At 63.2% G+C, this 14323-nt stretch carries 15 protein-coding genes and 1 tRNA gene; 6 read left to right on the top strand and 10 right to left on the bottom strand.

Annotated features, from left to right (window positions below; translation table 11 throughout):
• Positions 1-77: 77 nt before the first annotated feature.
• The 7 genes from AB5Y54_RS13125 to hinT all read right to left on the bottom strand — a co-directional run bounded on the left by AB5Y54_RS13125 (position 78) and on the right by hinT (position 5251).
• On the bottom strand, positions 78-545 hold the full coding sequence (locus tag AB5Y54_RS13125) for a hypothetical protein (RefSeq protein ID WP_109113058.1): 468 nt from the start codon (positions 543-545) through the stop codon (positions 78-80).
• Positions 546-651: 106 nt separating this feature from the next.
• Positions 652-1512, bottom strand: coding sequence for a DUF6279 family lipoprotein (locus tag AB5Y54_RS13120; RefSeq protein WP_109113059.1), 861 nt, complete (start codon positions 1510-1512; stop codon positions 652-654).
• 51 nt (positions 1513-1563) lie between these two features.
• Positions 1564-2427 (bottom strand): phosphotransferase, encoded by an 864-nt coding sequence (locus AB5Y54_RS13115; protein ID WP_216986987.1) that lies wholly within the window; start codon positions 2425-2427, stop codon positions 1564-1566.
• Positions 2417-3013 (bottom strand): penicillin-binding protein activator LpoB, encoded by a 597-nt coding sequence (gene lpoB, locus AB5Y54_RS13110; protein WP_010674346.1) that lies wholly within the window; start codon positions 3011-3013, stop codon positions 2417-2419. Before lpoB ends, AB5Y54_RS13115 begins: the two co-directional genes overlap by 11 nt.
• Positions 3013-3411, bottom strand: coding sequence for a YcfL family protein (locus AB5Y54_RS13105; RefSeq protein ID WP_039038972.1), 399 nt, complete (start codon positions 3409-3411; stop codon positions 3013-3015). Before AB5Y54_RS13105 ends, lpoB begins: the two co-directional genes overlap by 1 nt.
• Before the next feature lie 68 nt (positions 3412-3479).
• Positions 3480-4901: a COG3014 family protein gene (locus tag AB5Y54_RS13100; RefSeq protein ID WP_216986988.1), complete on the bottom strand. Its 1422-nt coding sequence runs from the start codon at positions 4899-4901 to the stop codon at positions 3480-3482.
• Positions 4901-5251: a purine nucleoside phosphoramidase gene (gene hinT / locus AB5Y54_RS13095; protein ID WP_010674343.1), complete on the bottom strand. Its 351-nt coding sequence runs from the start codon at positions 5249-5251 to the stop codon at positions 4901-4903. Before hinT ends, AB5Y54_RS13100 begins: the two co-directional genes overlap by 1 nt.
• 256 nt (positions 5252-5507) lie before the next feature.
• Here hinT and AB5Y54_RS13090 point away from each other — a divergent pair, with 256 nt between their 5' ends.
• Positions 5508-7520 carry a methyl-accepting chemotaxis protein gene (locus tag AB5Y54_RS13090; RefSeq protein WP_109112359.1) on the top strand — a complete coding sequence of 671 codons (2013 nt, stop codon included), beginning with the start codon at positions 5508-5510 and terminating at the stop codon, positions 7518-7520.
• Between the two features lie 67 nt (positions 7521-7587).
• On the opposite strand, the gene AB5Y54_RS13085 is transcribed toward AB5Y54_RS13090, so the two are convergent.
• Positions 7588-8472, bottom strand: a complete 885-nt coding sequence (locus tag AB5Y54_RS13085) for a 6-carboxytetrahydropterin synthase (protein WP_162540564.1) — start codon at positions 8470-8472, stop codon at positions 7588-7590.
• 79 nt (positions 8473-8551) lie between these two features.
• Between AB5Y54_RS13085 and AB5Y54_RS13080 the strand changes: the two genes are divergently transcribed.
• Entirely contained in the window at positions 8552-9895 is a 1344-nt protein-coding gene (locus AB5Y54_RS13080; protein ID WP_039038976.1) for a dihydroorotase, read from the top strand.
• On the opposite strand, the gene AB5Y54_RS13075 is transcribed toward AB5Y54_RS13080, so the two are convergent.
• Positions 9885-10199: a hypothetical protein gene (locus tag AB5Y54_RS13075; RefSeq protein ID WP_162540563.1), complete on the bottom strand. Its 315-nt coding sequence runs from the start codon at positions 10197-10199 to the stop codon at positions 9885-9887. The genes AB5Y54_RS13080 and AB5Y54_RS13075 overlap by 11 nt on opposite strands.
• Before the next feature lie 33 nt (positions 10200-10232).
• Here AB5Y54_RS13075 and AB5Y54_RS13070 point away from each other — a divergent pair.
• The 3 genes from AB5Y54_RS13070 (at position 10233) to AB5Y54_RS13060 (ending at position 12371) form a co-directional block, all read left to right on the top strand.
• Positions 10233-10309, top strand: a tRNA-Pro gene (locus AB5Y54_RS13070).
• A gap of 120 nt (positions 10310-10429) precedes the next feature.
• Entirely contained in the window at positions 10430-10906 is a 477-nt protein-coding gene (locus AB5Y54_RS13065) for a hypothetical protein (RefSeq protein WP_041212844.1), read from the top strand.
• Positions 10907-11111: 205 nt separating this feature from the next.
• Positions 11112-12371 (top strand): dicarboxylate/amino acid:cation symporter, encoded by a 1260-nt coding sequence (locus tag AB5Y54_RS13060; RefSeq protein ID WP_109112358.1) that lies wholly within the window; start codon positions 11112-11114, stop codon positions 12369-12371.
• Positions 12372-12442: 71 nt separating this feature from the next.
• Here AB5Y54_RS13060 and AB5Y54_RS13055 read toward each other — a convergent pair whose 3' ends face one another.
• Positions 12443-12889 carry an isoprenylcysteine carboxylmethyltransferase family protein gene (locus tag AB5Y54_RS13055; RefSeq protein ID WP_368153898.1) on the bottom strand — a complete coding sequence of 149 codons (447 nt, stop codon included), beginning with the start codon at positions 12887-12889 and terminating at the stop codon, positions 12443-12445.
• Positions 12890-13068: 179 nt separating this feature from the next.
• Between AB5Y54_RS13055 and alr the strand changes: the two genes are divergently transcribed.
• Positions 13069-14295, top strand: a complete 1227-nt coding sequence (alr, locus tag AB5Y54_RS13050) for an alanine racemase (protein WP_039038980.1) — start codon at positions 13069-13071, stop codon at positions 14293-14295.
• The last annotated feature ends 28 nt before the right edge of the window (positions 14296-14323 follow it).

Raw genomic sequence — 14323 nt, 5'->3', positions numbered from 1 at the left:
CAGCCTAGCCGTTCACTAAAAGTGAACAGCAACAGAGAGAAGATGAGGCAACAGGTGGCAAGCTGACCCCATCGGGATCAGGCGAGGAAGCTCTGGGCGAAGCGGTACTGCAGATGCCGGCGCTGCAGGCGGCGCCTGTGAATGCCGGCGAAGTGATCGCGAAAGCTCGTCCCCGGGTAGAAGAGGGCGGCATAGAACAGCAGGCCGCACAGCAGCAGCAGGATCGCCTGCTGGGACCAGCTCATCACCAGCTCGTAGATCACGCTGCCGGGCTGATGATCGCGGCTCAGGGAGTGCTCGAGGCGCAGCAGGTGATTCTGGTGGGAGCCGACGAACTTGACGATGCCATCGTCACTGCCGCTGACGCCGTGGGCCGCCGGGCTTGCGTCGGCAGGTGCCGCCCCCTCCGCCAGCGAGTGGGCCTGCTGGGCCGAGGGCTGGAACGCGGGTACCTTGACCCCCTCCACCGAGAGGGTAGAGAACAACAGTGCGAGGGTGATGAGCAGGGTCATCGCCGCCAGTTTCACGTTGTCGGTCAGGTTCAAAAGTTAATTCCCACACAATAGAAAGGGCAAGCTACCACAGCCTGCCCCACAAGAACAAGGGCGGCAGGCCCGGGGCCCGCCGCCCTTGTGTTGTCTCACCGCGTCCTCAGCGGCTGCGGGTCATGGCCTCGAAGTCCTCGGCATAGTCCTTGAGCAGGGTGTAGAGGTGGGCCCGCTGGGAGAGATCCATGGAGTGGCTGAGATCGCTCAGCCACTGGATGGTGCGCTGGCGGGACTGGTCCGTGTAGCCGGTGAAGCGGCCATCCATCAGGCCGTCCCCCTGCTGGAGCAAGCGAGTCAGCTCCTGGCCGAAATCCGGGCTCTGGCGCTGTTTCATCAGCCGATCCAGCTCCTTGGTCCAGGCCTCCTGAAAGTCGAGCCAGGGGGCCATCATCTCGTATTGCCACTCGGCCCACTGCGTGATGAGGGGCTCCTGGGCCGGCTTCACCTTGCCAATCCAGAACACCAGGCGCTCGTTCATCTTCTCCCGAAAGCCCTTGATCATCTCGGCCTTCGACTGGGTGGCAAAATCGTGCTGGCGCTCCTGCTGGCGCTTCACCCGATCGGCCATGAAGCGAGCCACCTGATCGTCGGTCAGGGTCTTGGCGAGGCGCACCGTGCGGGGAATGGCGTTCTCCAGGGTACGGGTCAGGCTCGCCTGGGTTCTGTCCAGATGCAGGGTCACCTGGGCCGGGCTCATGGGGCTGGCCACCGCCTTGGCCAGGGCGTCGAGATCCCGGGCATAGATGGGCAGCTCATGCTGCCGGTGCCAGGCCATCAGCCCCTTCACCTCCTGGTCCAGCAGCTTCTTCTGGCTGCGGTCCAGGGAGAAGTAGTCGTCCAGTTGCCAGACGATGGCCGAGTCGAGCCAGTAGTAGATCACCCGGGTGGCGCAACCCGTCAGCAGCAGGCAGAGCAGCAGCAGGCTCCAGCTACGCGGTTGACGCCATGAGAATGTGGTCACCATGCATGCCTCCCATTCATTGAATACACGCGTCGCGCGGGCCGTTGCCTGGCATCACTCCAGGCGCTGGCGGTTGATGTCGATCAGGGCCTGATACTCGGGCCCGGGTTGCTGTTCGGCCATCAGCAGCGCCCACAGCAGGCCGATGTAATCGACCCAGGGCAGGAAGGCATCGGCCTGGAATCCCCGGGGCCCCAGCCCCGTCGCTGCCCCGTCCATGGCTTCAAGATAGCAGCTCTCCAACTGGCACCGCTGCTCTTCGCTCCAGCCGTGGGTGCGCTGGATGCTGGCGACCTCGAACCCAGGATGGCCGGCGGCGCCGTACTCCCAGTCGATGACCCAGGGCCGCGACCCCAACAAGTTAGCCGGATTGAGATCGTGATGGCAAGGGAGCCAGCAGTCGTCCGGCTCCCGGCTCGAGAGCAGGGCCCGCTCCAGGGCGGGCAGCCAGGGAGGGATATGGGCCAGACGCTGCCGATACCCGCCGCTGTGGGCCCGCACCGCCATCACCACGGTCGGCACCGGCAGGCGGTGCAGCCGCACCAGCACATCCGCCATCAGGCGGGGTTGCGCGGCGAGAGACGGCGCCTGCTCGGCCCAGTTGGGTTCGTCGCACCACGCCAGCAGCATCAGACCGGTGGCGGGATCGCCGTGATGACAGGGCAACGCCAGCCCCTGCCCCACCGCCCCCTGGTAGAGCTGCCACTCGGTGGCCCGGTCGATGCCAAGGCGCACCGGATCCGGATGACCGCGGCGCAGGAAGGCCTGCTCGCCAGTGGGGAGGCAGAGCCGGTAGTTGCCGTTGGTCAGGCCCTGACCCAGCGGCTCAAGGCGCCCCTGATCCCAGGGCGCCGGCAGGCTGGCGAGGAGCGCCAGCTCCGCCAGATCCCCCTGCCCCCGCGGGTCCTCACCAGCCAAAGGTGGACTTCTTGGCCTGTTTGCGGATCTCTTTCTGATCGGCCCACAGCAGTTCGCCGTTCTCCACATCCATCAGGTTCATGGTCATCTGGTAGTAGACGTCCTTCACCTTGCCGTTGTCCTTGACGATGCTGGCGAGGTTGCCATAGACCATGTAGCGGGCACCGGTCTGCTTGCCGAGCCGCACCATGGTGGCGGGATCCACCATGCCGCTGCCCTGCTGGTATTCGAGCTGCTGCTTGACCGCCGCCACCTTGCTCATGTCCACGAAGCGGAACTTGCCCGAGCGCAGTAGCTTGGTGCGGATAGTGTCGGTGATGGCCTCGGTGTCGATGTGCTCCGAGGTCTTGTTGCGGATGGAGTCCATGAACATCACCGGGCGGCCCCCGGCGGTGATCTCGCTGGTGGCCGGGGACGCCAGCATGGAATCCGCCATCTTGTCGGCGATGGCCTGCAAGTCGGAGGAGCCGTAATCGACGGTCACCGTCTCGGTCTCGGTGGGATCGCCATAGCTGACGGTGGTGCTGGAACAGCCGCCCAGCAGCAGGGCGCCGGTCAGGATCAGCAGGGCATGATTCATTTTCATCAGTAGGATTCCTCCATCACTTCGCGAACGTAAATCCGGTAACCCCGTGCAGCCGGGCTCGGCGCCAGGGCGGACAGGGTGCGGGTCTGGTAGCCATGCAGCTTGAGGGGGGTCCAGCCGCGGCCATCGCTGGCCACCTCCTGCCCCGCGTCGTCATACCAGTAGAAGAGATATTGCAGCCTGTTGTCACCACGCTGGGTGCTGGCCGCCGCCACGTTGACCTGCAACAGGCCGTTCTGCTGGCGCCGGCTGAGTTCGGTCAGGGTGACGTTGACGTTTTGATGCTGCTCGGCCACCGCCGCCGCACCGGCCGCGCCATAGAGCGCCACGCCGGAAGTATTGGTGGCACAGCCCGTCAGCAGCAGAACCAGGCCCAGGGCCAACCCTTGTGCTTTCATCTTGTTCTCCTTGCCGGTGGCCGTCGGCCTGACCGGTCATTCATCTGAGTTGCCATATCCGGTTCCCCCTAGAGGGGCATCACCCGGGTCGTGAGCCCGCTCCCCAGGCGCTGTACCCACACCAGGGTGGTGCGCCCGGCGTGGACGCTGAGTGGCAGGGTGCGCATGGCGCTGCCCGCCCCCAGGGTCAGGGTGACGTTCCCGGCCGGGACCATCCCCTGCCAGCTCGAGGCCTTGGCGGGCAGCGTCAGCCAGCTGCGGGTATCCGCCCGCTCCGAGAGGGTGTTGAAGATCCCCACCAGGATGTTGCCCACATCCCCCCCCTCCTTGGCGGCGGTGCGCCGTACCTGCTCCTTGGCCACCAGCCGCAGGGCCTGCCGGGTCAGCATGCCGGGCAGCCGCTCCTGCAGATCCTTGGCCGCCAGCGCCTCCAGCCTCACCAGCTCGCTGGTCTGTGCCACCCCCTTGCCCACCGACAGGGTAAGCGGGGCGCCGTCGCTGGCCCGATTGTCGTAATAGGGCACCGCCACGGTAAAGGTACGAAAATCGCCGCTGGAGGTGGAGATGGGCAGCGGCAGGAAGAGCTCCCGGCGCGCCGGGATCAGGCCATCTTCAAACAGCACCACCAGCTGGCCCTGATCCTTGGCCAAGGGCGGCGCCTTGCGGCCCATCCGTTGCTCGGTCTCCTTGAGCTCCTCGGGAGAGCCGCGAAGCCGGGCCAGGCGCAGCAGGGCATCCTGCAGGCTCTGGTTGTCCGGCGCTATCTGGTAGCCGCGCTGGTAATCGACCCAGGCGTCGTTGAGATCCCCGGCCGCCTCGTAAAGCACGCCGGAGAAATAGAAGGTGTAGGCGTTCTGGAAACCGTTTTTCACCTGGCCTATCAGGCGATCGAGCTCGGGGGCGCCGCGCGACATCAGCTGGCGCATCTCCCCGGCTTCGTCCTCCTGCTCCCCCTCCTGCGCGACCTTGCGCACCTCGTCGGCCCGCCGTTTAAGGGCCTGCTCCTGCACCTGATTGGCACGGCGCACCTCTACCAGGGCGCCGTCGGCATCTCCGCGCTGCAAGTAGTTGAGCGCCAGATAGTGGTGCAGCATGGTGCGCTCGTAATCGGGCGCCTGGTAAGCCAGGGTCTGATCGTTGGTGAGCAGGCTGCCCGCCTGGGCCAGTCCCTGGCTCAGGCGGTACTCGGCCTGATTGTCTTCCCACGCAAGCCGGCTGTCGGCGGCGGCAAAGGCCTGCTTGCTGGGGCCGTCCTGACCCGCCAGCCAGGCGATGCGCCCCTTCTCCAGCTGGTCGAGCACGAAGGTGTCGTCCCCCGGGGTCGATTCGCGCACCTCGGGCAGGGCCTCGGCGGCATGGCCCAGCAGCAGCTGGTTGCGCAAGGGCACCATCTGATCCGAGTAGGAGACGAACATGTCTTTCCACTGGGAGGCACAGCCCCCCAGCAGCAGACCGGCCAACAGCAGGCCGGTCGACGTGACGAGGCGCATCACAGGCTCAGCAGGGGTCCCAGGGGCTCGCCACCGACCAGGTGCAGGTGGATGTGATAGACCTCCTGCCCGCCGTGGCGGTTGCAGTTCATGATGAGGCGGTAGCCGTCCTCGGCGATGCCCGCGTCGCTGGCGAGCTTGCGGGCCACGGTGAACATCCGGCCCAGCGCCAGCTCGTGATCCGGCTCCACGTCGTTGACGGTGGGGATGAGCACGTTGGGAATGATCAGAATATGGGTCTTGGCCTTGGGCTGGATGTCGCGAAACGCGGTCACCAGATCGTCTTGATAAAGGATGTCGGCGGGGATCTCCTTGCGGATGATTTTGCTGAAAATGGTTTCTTGCGCCATGGGTAACTCCTTTATAGGAAAAAGAAAATTCAATATAAAGCTCAAGCGGCTCCCAAACAGGCCGCCGCAACGCGCCAAGTGTGACACAAGCCGACATTTGGCACAGCCGTTGTCCCAATCGCTTCAGTTATTGTGAAGAATACCGATAGCGAGGAGACGTCCCGCGAACCACAACGGCATCCCCTTCGGGGCATGCAGGGTATCAAAGGGACGGGGTACTCAGGCAAGGGACTTTTGCACAGACAGCGGGACAATAATGAAACAAACAATGTCAGACCTCTCGATCCTACAGAGAGTCTATCTGGGCTTTGCCATCCTGGTCGCCGTCATGGTCGCCAGTGCGGTACTGACCTTTCGCGGCCAGAGCGAACTCAGCGGCGCCCTGGATCAGGTGACCCAGGAGTCCATGCCGCTGGTACTCGCCAGCAGCCAGACCCAGATAAGCCTGCTCAGCGCCAACAAATGGCTCACCAACGTGCTGACCGAGCAGGATCTCAAGCAACTGCCGGCGGAAGTGGCCGAGTTGCAACAGGCCAAGGGCCAGGTCGACAAGATGGTCGCCAGCCTCAAACAGCAGGTGGCGGTTCATCCCCAGTTGCAGGCGGACATGACTGCCCTCGTCAAGCTGGTGGATGACTACCTGCAACTGACCCAGACCCTGCCCGGCGAACACGAGGCCCTGCTCACCCGGCTGCACAAGGTCAATCAGGCCAAGGGCCAGTTCCAGGTCAGCCTGCCCCAGTTCAAGAAGAACCTGGGGGACATGATGGTCACCATCGACGACAGCTTCATCAAAATGCTCTCCGAGACCCTGACCACCAAGCTCTCCGCCATCGAGCTCTCCACCATGGATGCCCTCAACCAGAGCATCCCCGCCCCCATCGAGGCGGCTCTCAAGCGCAACAAGATGCAGATCGAGGGCTTCAACAGCACCATCAAGGATCTCCAGGGGGAGCTCAAGGACTTCGACAACAACATGGGCCACTACGTCCATGGCTTCGTGCGCGACACCACGGGCAATGACGGCGTGCTCTCCCAATACCTGGCTCTGATGAAGCAGCAGCAGGCCATGCGCGAGCAGAGCAAGCAGGCGAGCCAGCTCATCCTCAGCATCCAGAACAAGCTGGAGGGGATCACCGCCCAGAGCCAGCAGCTGATGAACGCCAGCATCCAGGCCTCCGATCGGGTGCAGACCCAGAGTACCCTGACCCAGGGGATCAGCATCGCCATCGCCATCTTCGTCGCCATCCTGGTGGCCTTCACCCTGGGCAAGGCCATCCGCCGCCCCCTGAAAGAGCTGCTGCGGGTGCTGACCGAGGTGACCCAGGGTGACATGACCCAGCGCGTCGGCTTCAAGAGCCAGAACGAATTCGGCCAGCTCGCCAGCCAGATCAACCTGCTGATCCACCAGATGGGGGATGTGCTAAAGCAGCTCTCCCAGGCTTCGACCCAGCTCAACAGCGCCGCCCACGACAACCGCCACACCACCGAATCGGTGCGGGCGGATCTGGAGAAACAGCGTCAGGAGACCGCCTCGGTCGCCGCCGCCATGACCCAGATGGAGGCCTCGGTGCGGGAGGTGGCCCAGGCCGCCAACCAGACCCTGGAGCGGGTGCAGGATGTGGAGAAGGCCTCCGAGATGGGGCGCAAGGTGATGGCAGGCAACATCACCACCACCCATCAGCTCGCGGGCAAGCTGCAGCAGACCGGCAAGGTGATTGGCGACGTGAGCGCCATGAGCGGCCAGATTGGCAACATCCTCGACGTCATCCGCGGCATCGCCGAGCAGACCAACCTGCTGGCCCTCAACGCCGCCATCGAGGCGGCCCGCGCCGGCGAACAGGGACGCGGGTTTGCGGTGGTGGCCGACGAGGTGCGCAACCTGGCTGGCCGCACCGCCCAGTCCACCAGCGAAATCCAGACCATGATCGAGAACCTGCAGCAAGGCGTCGCCCGGGCGGTCAACGTGATGCAGGAGTGCTCCCGCGAGATGGACAGTTGCGTGGATCAGAGCTCCCAGGCCAACAACGCCATGGAAGAGGTGCAGGGCATCGTGGTGCTCATCAGCGACATGTCGAGCCAGATAGCCTCCGCCGCCGAGCAGCAGCAGGCCACCAGCGCCGACATCGCCACCAACCTCAACCGCATCTCCGACATCTCGGATCTCAACTATCAGGGCATAGAGCGGGTCGCCGAGACCAGCCAGCAGCTCGACTCCCTTGCCGAGCAGCAGGAGGGGCTGGTCCAGCGCTTCCGCCTCAGTGCCTGATGGCCACGACCCGATACGACAAGGCCCCGCATTGGCGGGGCCTTTTCATGGCAGCGAAGAACCTGGATCAGGCGTAGGCGATGGCGCCCTTGCCGACCCCTTCATAGGCGACAATCTTGACGAACTTGTCCCCTACCTGCTTCTTCACCTCGCGGGCGATGTAGTGGGCCAGCAGCTCGATGGTGGTGTCGGTGTCGATCATCTCCACCTCCGCCGCCGGCATGGCGAGCTGGAACAGCCCCTGGGGCGCCACATACTTGAAGCCGATGTAGTGAGCGTCCCCTTCTTTCAGTGACGCCTCGGCCCGCTCGCTCAGGGCGAGTTCGCCAAGGGCCACCCTGTCCTCTTCGGTGCCCAGGTAGATGTCGGCCCAGCGCTCGGCCCAGTTGAACTCCAGCTCCTCGTCACGCTCCCCGTCCACCAGGATCTCGACGGGAGAACGGTGGCCGTGGGCGATGCGCTGGCAGTTGCCGTCGTGCTTCTTGAGGCCGTGGCTGTAGTGGTAGAAGGCGCCCTCGATGCGCTCCTGGCGCAACGTCAGGGAGAGATCCTTGATGTTGCCGGGCAGGCGCTTGGCCAGTACCCCCAGCAGATAGCGGGTCACCGACTCTTTATCCACCTGGGGGGCCGGAATGAAGGCAAAGCCCTGGGTCGGGCAACGCAGGTGGATGGCGCGACCCGGACGCAGCAGATCCACGGTGCTCTCGTCGTTCTCCAGCGCGTGGACATGGACCAGGGGACATTCCGTCGGCACCAGCAGCTTGTGATCCACCTCTTCATCGATGATCGACTTGATGAGCTTCTTCACCCGACCGAAGTCCAGCAGCATGCTCATCTCGTTGAGCTCGCCACTCATCTCGATGTCCACCAGCCAGCTCTCGCCCACCATGCCGCGGCGCTCGCATAAATAGCTGGAATCGATCACAGTCAAATCTCTAACAAATAACTTCATTACTCAGGCCTTGCTACAGAGAAAGTGCAGTTTGCGATATTATGACCCCGGATTATCGGCAAAGGAACTGGAACCCCCCATGAACAAATTGCTTATCAAGAATGCCACCCTGGTCAACGAAGGCCGCATCTATGCCTCCGACGTCCTGATCGAGGGTGAGCGGATCGCCCGCGTCGCCCCGGACATCAGTGCCCCCGATGCCGTGGTGATCGATGCAACGGGCCGTCATCTCATCCCCGGGATGATCGATGATCAGGTCCACTTCCGGGAGCCCGGCCTGACCCACAAGGGAACCATCGCCAGTGAATCCCGGGCCGCCGTGGCCGGTGGCACCACCAGCTTCATGGAAATGCCCAACGTCAATCCCCAGACCACCACCATCGACGCCCTCGAAGCCAAATACCAGATCGCCGCCAACTCCGCCGCCGCCAACTACAGCTTCTACCTGGGTGCCACCAACGACAACCTGGAAGAGATCAAGAAGCTCGATCCCAAGCAGTCCTGCGGCATCAAGATCTTCATGGGGGCCTCCACCGGCAACATGCTGGTGGACAACCAGGAGACCCTGGCAGCCATCTTCCGCGAGAGCCCGGTGATGATCGTCACCCACTGCGAGGACACCCCGTCCATCAAGGTGCTGGAAGACGAAGCTCGCGCCAAGTGGGGCGAAGACGTGCCCATGCGCGAGCACGGCCGCATCCGCAGCGCGGACGCCTGCTACAAATCCTCCAGCATGGCGGTCTCCCTGGCCAAGCAGTACGGCGCCAAGCTGCACGTGCTGCACCTGACCACGGCGAAAGAGCTCTCGCTCTTTACCGCCACCCCGGATCTGAAGGATCTCAAGGACAAGAACATCACCGCCGAAGTGTGCGTCCACCACCTCTTCTTCAACGAGGCGGACTACGACACCCTGGGCAGCCAGATCAAGTGCAACCCGGCGGTGAAGAGCGCTGCCGACCAGCACGCCCTGCTGGATGCGGTACGCAACGACGTGCTCGACATCATCGCCACCGACCACGCTCCCCACACCTGGGAAGAGAAGCAGAACAGCTACTTCAAGGCGCCGTCCGGCGTGCCCCTGGTGCAGCACTCCCTGCAGGCGCTGCTGGAGCTCTACCACAACGGGGTCTTCAGCCTGGAAACCATCGTCAAGAAGACCTCCCACGCGGTGGCCGAGCGCTTCCAGGTGCAGGATCGCGGCTACATCCGGGAAGGCTACTTCGCCGACCTGGTGCTGCTGGATCTCGGCAAGCCCTACGTGGTCACCGACAGCAACCTGCTCTACCTGTGCGGCTGGTCCCCGTTCAACGGCTACCGCTTCCAGAGCACCATCGAGATGACCCTGGTGAACGGACAAATAGCCTGGCAGAACGGCCAAGTCACCGACAAGGTATTGGGCAAGCGACTCACCTTCAACCGCTGATCTGGATGATGACCGCTTCCAGCGCGCCCTGCTTGAGATGACCCTGGTGAACGGCCAGATTGCCTGGCAGAACGGTCAGGTCACCGACAAGGTATTGGGCATGCGCTTGATCTTCAACCGCTGATCTCGGCTTGAGAACATCACGCCAAACGGCCACCTCCGGGTGGCCGTTTTTCCTGCAAGACAGCGGTGAGGTGCCGACAAAATGCACCACTGGTCGCACTTTGATCCGAAGTTGCTCGCAAAGCAGGCAAACGATCTCGAACCTGAATTTCCCCTGTTGACAGGGGCGGGGCATCTCCATAAACTCCCTCCCCGTCAGCCGAGCTGACTCCGTCGGTGTGTAGCGCAGCCAGGTAGCGCATCTGCATGGGGTGTAGAGGGTCGGAGGTTCGAATCCTCTCACACCGACCAAATTCCCCGAGAAAGGCCTTGTCAGACGACAAGGCCTTTTCTTTTATGGTCTTCCACCGCGATTGTCTCTCCGATCCCTTTGTGCTGTAGTAAACCCCCCTTTGCCAAGCGGCCCGCATCATGTTGCCTTCCCTTCGTACTTTCTGCACCCTTGCCCTCAGCGCCCTGCTGGTCGGCCAGCTCGCGGGCTGTGCCACCGCCTATGACAGTGAAAAATCGTTCTGGAATGGCCAGACCGGTTTTTCACAGACCCAGCTTGGCCCGGCCCGCTGGCAACTGGAGTTTGTGGGCAACGATCTGGTGGACAGGGAAACGGCGCGCAAATACGTGCTCAAGCGGGCCGGTGAGGTGGCACTGGCAAAGGGATACCCCTGGATTCGGGTCGAGACGCTGACCCTGTCGCGGGATGCCGTCAGGGTCACCCCGACCCGCCCCCAATTCGGGTTCGACGAGTACGAGCCAGACACCTTCATGGACGACATGCAGGTGGAACATCGCACCTCGGCCCTGCTCGTCTTCACCCTGGAGGCCAGCCCCCGGGACGCACAGAGCATGGAAGCCGTTTATCTCGCAAAAATTAAAATAAACAGCGATTAATACAAATAAATCACAAGATGCATATCAAATGCAGCTAACAACGGCGCAAAACTCCGAAACAAGTCACTGGATTTCCCCTTCGCGATTAGGCATGCTCCAGCACACCGGCTGTCTGGATTCCACCGCCCGGATCACAAAAAAAAGGACTGAGGCGGCCCCTCGCCGCCTGCACAGGCATTGCACCTATCGAAACCGGAACTCCCCCATGAAAATGAACAAGTTGACCGTTGCCATCCTCATTGCGATGTTGCTTGGCATCGTGACCGGGCAGGGTTATCGCCTGCTCGCGCCCGCACAGGCCGCAGGCTTTGCCGATGACATCACCCTGCTGACCGACATCTTCCTGCGCCTCATCAAGATGATCATCGCCCCCCTGGTGTTCACCACGCTCGTGGTCGGTATCGCCAAGATGGGCGACACCCGCACCGTGGGCCGCATCGGCGTCAAGACCCTGGGCTGGTTCATGCTCGCCTCCCTGCTGTCCCTGACCCTGGGGCTGGTCATGGTCCACCTGATGCAACCCGGGGTGGGGCTCTCCCTCTCCCTGCCCGATGACGGCGCCAGCTCCGGCGTGGTTGCCACCGCCATCTCCCTCAAGGATTTCGTGACCCACGCCATCCCGAAAAGCGTGGTCGAGGCGATGGCCACCAACGAGATCCTGCAGATCGTGGTCTTCTCCCTCTTCTTCGGGCTGGCCGCCGCCGCCCTGGGGGACGACGCCAAGCCCGTGGTCAAGCTGATGGCAAGCGGCGCCGAGATCATGCTCAAGGTGACCGGCTACGTGATGAACTTCGCCCCGTTCGCGGTGTTTGGCGCCATCGCCGCCATGGTCGCCAAGGAGGGGCTCGGCATCCTCGCCACCTATGGCACCTTCATGGCCCAGTTCTATCTGGCGCTCGGCTGCCTCTGGCTGCTGCTCATCGCCATGGGCAGCCTCTTCATCCGTCGCCGCATGCTGACTCTGCTCGCCCTCATCCGCGAGCCCATCCTGCTGGCCTTCTCCACCGCCAGCTCCGAGGCCGCCTATCCCAAAACCCTGGACAGGCTGGAGAAATTTGGCTGTGACAAGCGCATCGCCAGCTTCGTGCTCCCCATGGGCTACTCCTTCAACCTGGACGGCTCCATGATGTACTGCACCTTCGCGGTGATGTTCATCGCCCAGGCCTATGGCATCGAGCTCTCCACGGCCCAGCAGATCACGATGCTGCTGCTGCTGATGGTTACTTCCAAGGGAATGGCCGGGGTGCCCCGCGCCTCCCTGGTGGTGATTGCCGCCACCCTCAACCAGTTCCACATCCCGGAAGCGGGCATCCTGCTGCTGCTCGGCATCGACCACTTCCTCGACATGGGGCGCTCCGCCACCAACGTGCTGGGCAACGCCATCGCCGCGAGCGTGGTGGCCAAGAGCGAAGACAGCCTGGGGGAGACCGCCCCCCTCGGCGAGGTAGACACCGCCAAGGCGTGATCCCCTGACCCCCATGACAACGGCCCGCCTCTGCGGGCCGTTGTCATATGCCTGATGGGACACACCGCGCCTCAACACCAGCGCCTGACCTGACGGCAGTAGTCGTCATAGGCATCGCCGAATTGCCGCCGCAGCGCCTGCTCCTCCGCCAGGCTCTGGAAGCGGGTAAGCCAGACCCAGAGCAGCAGCGGCCCGAGCCACACTGCCATGCCTCCCAGATAGCACGCCAGCGCCAGGGTCCAGCAGAGCAGCCCCAGATACATGGGATTGCGGCTGATGCGATAGACGCCCCGGGTCACCAGCACCCGGCTGCTCTCCAGCCGCTGGGGGTGCACGGTGGTGCGCTGCTGCCAGAAATGCAGAAGCGCACCGCCTCCCAGCAGGGCTCCCGCCAGCCACAGCGTGGCGACCAGCAACAGCCACAGTGGCGCCGCCCTCCCCTCGCCCCGCCCCAGCCACATGGCGAGCACGATGACGACGAACAGCAGCAACGGTGGAATCCGCAACGTCAGCTTCATATTTTCTTCCTGCAACACGTGCCACGATTGACGCCGTTGAGATACACTCCCAGAGCCGGCATCTGGATAAAAAGTGAAATATATCATTAGCATAGCAACATGCTATGACCAGCCCTGCCGCAGCTCGCCTCAGCGATGAGCCCAGCCTCAACTCAAGACAATAAGAAAGGACTTGCCCCATGCACAAGAAAACACTGCTCGCGACCCTGATCTTTGGCCTGCTGGCCGGCCAGGCAGTCGCCGCCCCCTATCTGCCGCTCGCCGACGACCACCGCAACGGTCAGGAACAGACCGCCGCTAACGCCTGGCTGGAAGTGGATCTCGGTGCCTTCGAGCACAACATCCAGACCCTGAAAAATCGCCTCGGTGACAAGGGCCCGCAGATCTGCGCCATCATGAAGGCGGACGCCTACGGTCACGGCATCGACCTGCTGGTCCCTTCCGTGGTCAAAGCAGGCATCCCCTGCATCGGCATCGCCAGCAACGAAGAAGCACGTGTTGCCCGCGAGAAGGGCTTCGAAGGTCGCCTGATGCGGGTGCGTGCCGCCACCCCGGATGAAGTGGAGCAGGCCCTGCCCTACAAGCTGGAAGAGCTCATCGGCAGCCTGGAGAGCGCCAAGGGGATCGCCGACATCGCCCAGCGTCATCACACCAACATCCCGGTGCACATCGGCCTGAACTCCGCCGGCATGAGCCGCAACGGCATCGATCTGCGCCAGGACGATGCCAAGGCCGATGCCCTGGCCATGCTCAAGCTCAAGGGGATCACCCCGGTCGGCATCATGACCCACTTCCCGGTGGAGGAGAAAGAGGACGTCAAGCTGGGGCTGGCCCAGTTCAAGCTGGACTACCAGTGGCTCATCGACGCCGGCAAGCTGGATCGCAGCAAGCTCACCATCCACGCCGCCAACTCCTTCGCTACCCTGGAAGTGCCGGAAGCCTACTTTGACATGGTGCGCCCGGGCGGCATCATCTATGGCGACACCATTCCCTCCTACACCGAGTACAAGAAGGTGATGGCGTTCAAGACCCAGGTCGCCTCCGTCAACCACTACCCGGCGGGCAACACCGTCGGCTATGACCGCACCTTCACCCTCAAGCGCGACTCCCTGCTGGCCAACCTGCCGATGGGCTACTCCGACGGCTACCGCCGCGCCATGAGCAACAAGGCCTATGTGCTGATCCATGGCCAGAAGGCTCCCGTCGTGGGCAAGACCTCCATGAACACCACCATGGTGGACGTCACCGACATCAAGGGGATCAAACCCGGTGACGAGGTGGTCCTGTTCGGACGCCAGGGTGATGCTGAAGTGAAACAATCCGATCTGGAGGAGTACAACGGTGCCCTCTTGGCGGACATGTACACCGTCTGGGGCTACACCAACCCCAAGAAGATCAAGCGCTAAGCAAATTGCTGACATGAAAAAGGGCTCC

It is taken from the genome of Aeromonas sp. s9 (assembly GCF_040907765.1).
Classification (GTDB): Bacteria; Pseudomonadota; Gammaproteobacteria; order Enterobacterales; family Aeromonadaceae; genus Aeromonas; species Aeromonas caviae.
This window is presented reverse-complemented; position numbering and strand designations above follow the sequence as displayed.

Bases quoted from the DNA above. Each gene is read 5' to 3' on its own strand.
- AB5Y54_RS13120 (WP_109113059.1), bottom strand. From the start codon at position 1,512: ATGGTGACCACATTCTCATGGCGTCAACCGCGTAGCTGGAGCCTGCTG.
- lpoB (WP_010674346.1), bottom strand. From the start codon at position 3,013: ATGAAAATGAATCATGCCCTGCTGATCCTGACCGGCGCCCTGCTGCTG.
- AB5Y54_RS13105 (WP_039038972.1), bottom strand. From the start codon at position 3,411: ATGAAAGCACAAGGGTTGGCCCTGGGCCTGGTTCTGCTGCTGACGGGC.
- AB5Y54_RS13100 (WP_216986988.1), bottom strand. From the start codon at position 4,901: ATGCGCCTCGTCACGTCGACCGGCCTGCTGTTGGCCGGTCTGCTGCTG.
- hinT (WP_010674343.1), bottom strand. From the start codon at position 5,251: ATGGCGCAAGAAACCATTTTCAGCAAAATCATCCGCAAGGAGATCCCC.
- AB5Y54_RS13090 (WP_109112359.1), top strand. From the start codon at position 5,508: ATGAAACAAACAATGTCAGACCTCTCGATCCTACAGAGAGTCTATCTG.
- AB5Y54_RS13085 (WP_162540564.1), bottom strand. From the start codon at position 8,472: ATGAAGTTATTTGTTAGAGATTTGACTGTGATCGATTCCAGCTATTTA.
- AB5Y54_RS13080 (WP_039038976.1), top strand. From the start codon at position 8,552: ATGAACAAATTGCTTATCAAGAATGCCACCCTGGTCAACGAAGGCCGC.
- AB5Y54_RS13075 (WP_162540563.1), bottom strand. From the start codon at position 10,199: ATGGAGATGCCCCGCCCCTGTCAACAGGGGAAATTCAGGTTCGAGATC.
- AB5Y54_RS13065 (WP_041212844.1), top strand. From the start codon at position 10,430: ATGTTGCCTTCCCTTCGTACTTTCTGCACCCTTGCCCTCAGCGCCCTG.
- AB5Y54_RS13060 (WP_109112358.1), top strand. From the start codon at position 11,112: ATGAAAATGAACAAGTTGACCGTTGCCATCCTCATTGCGATGTTGCTT.
- AB5Y54_RS13055 (WP_368153898.1), bottom strand. From the start codon at position 12,889: ATGAAGCTGACGTTGCGGATTCCACCGTTGCTGCTGTTCGTCGTCATC.
- alr (WP_039038980.1), top strand. From the start codon at position 13,069: ATGCACAAGAAAACACTGCTCGCGACCCTGATCTTTGGCCTGCTGGCC.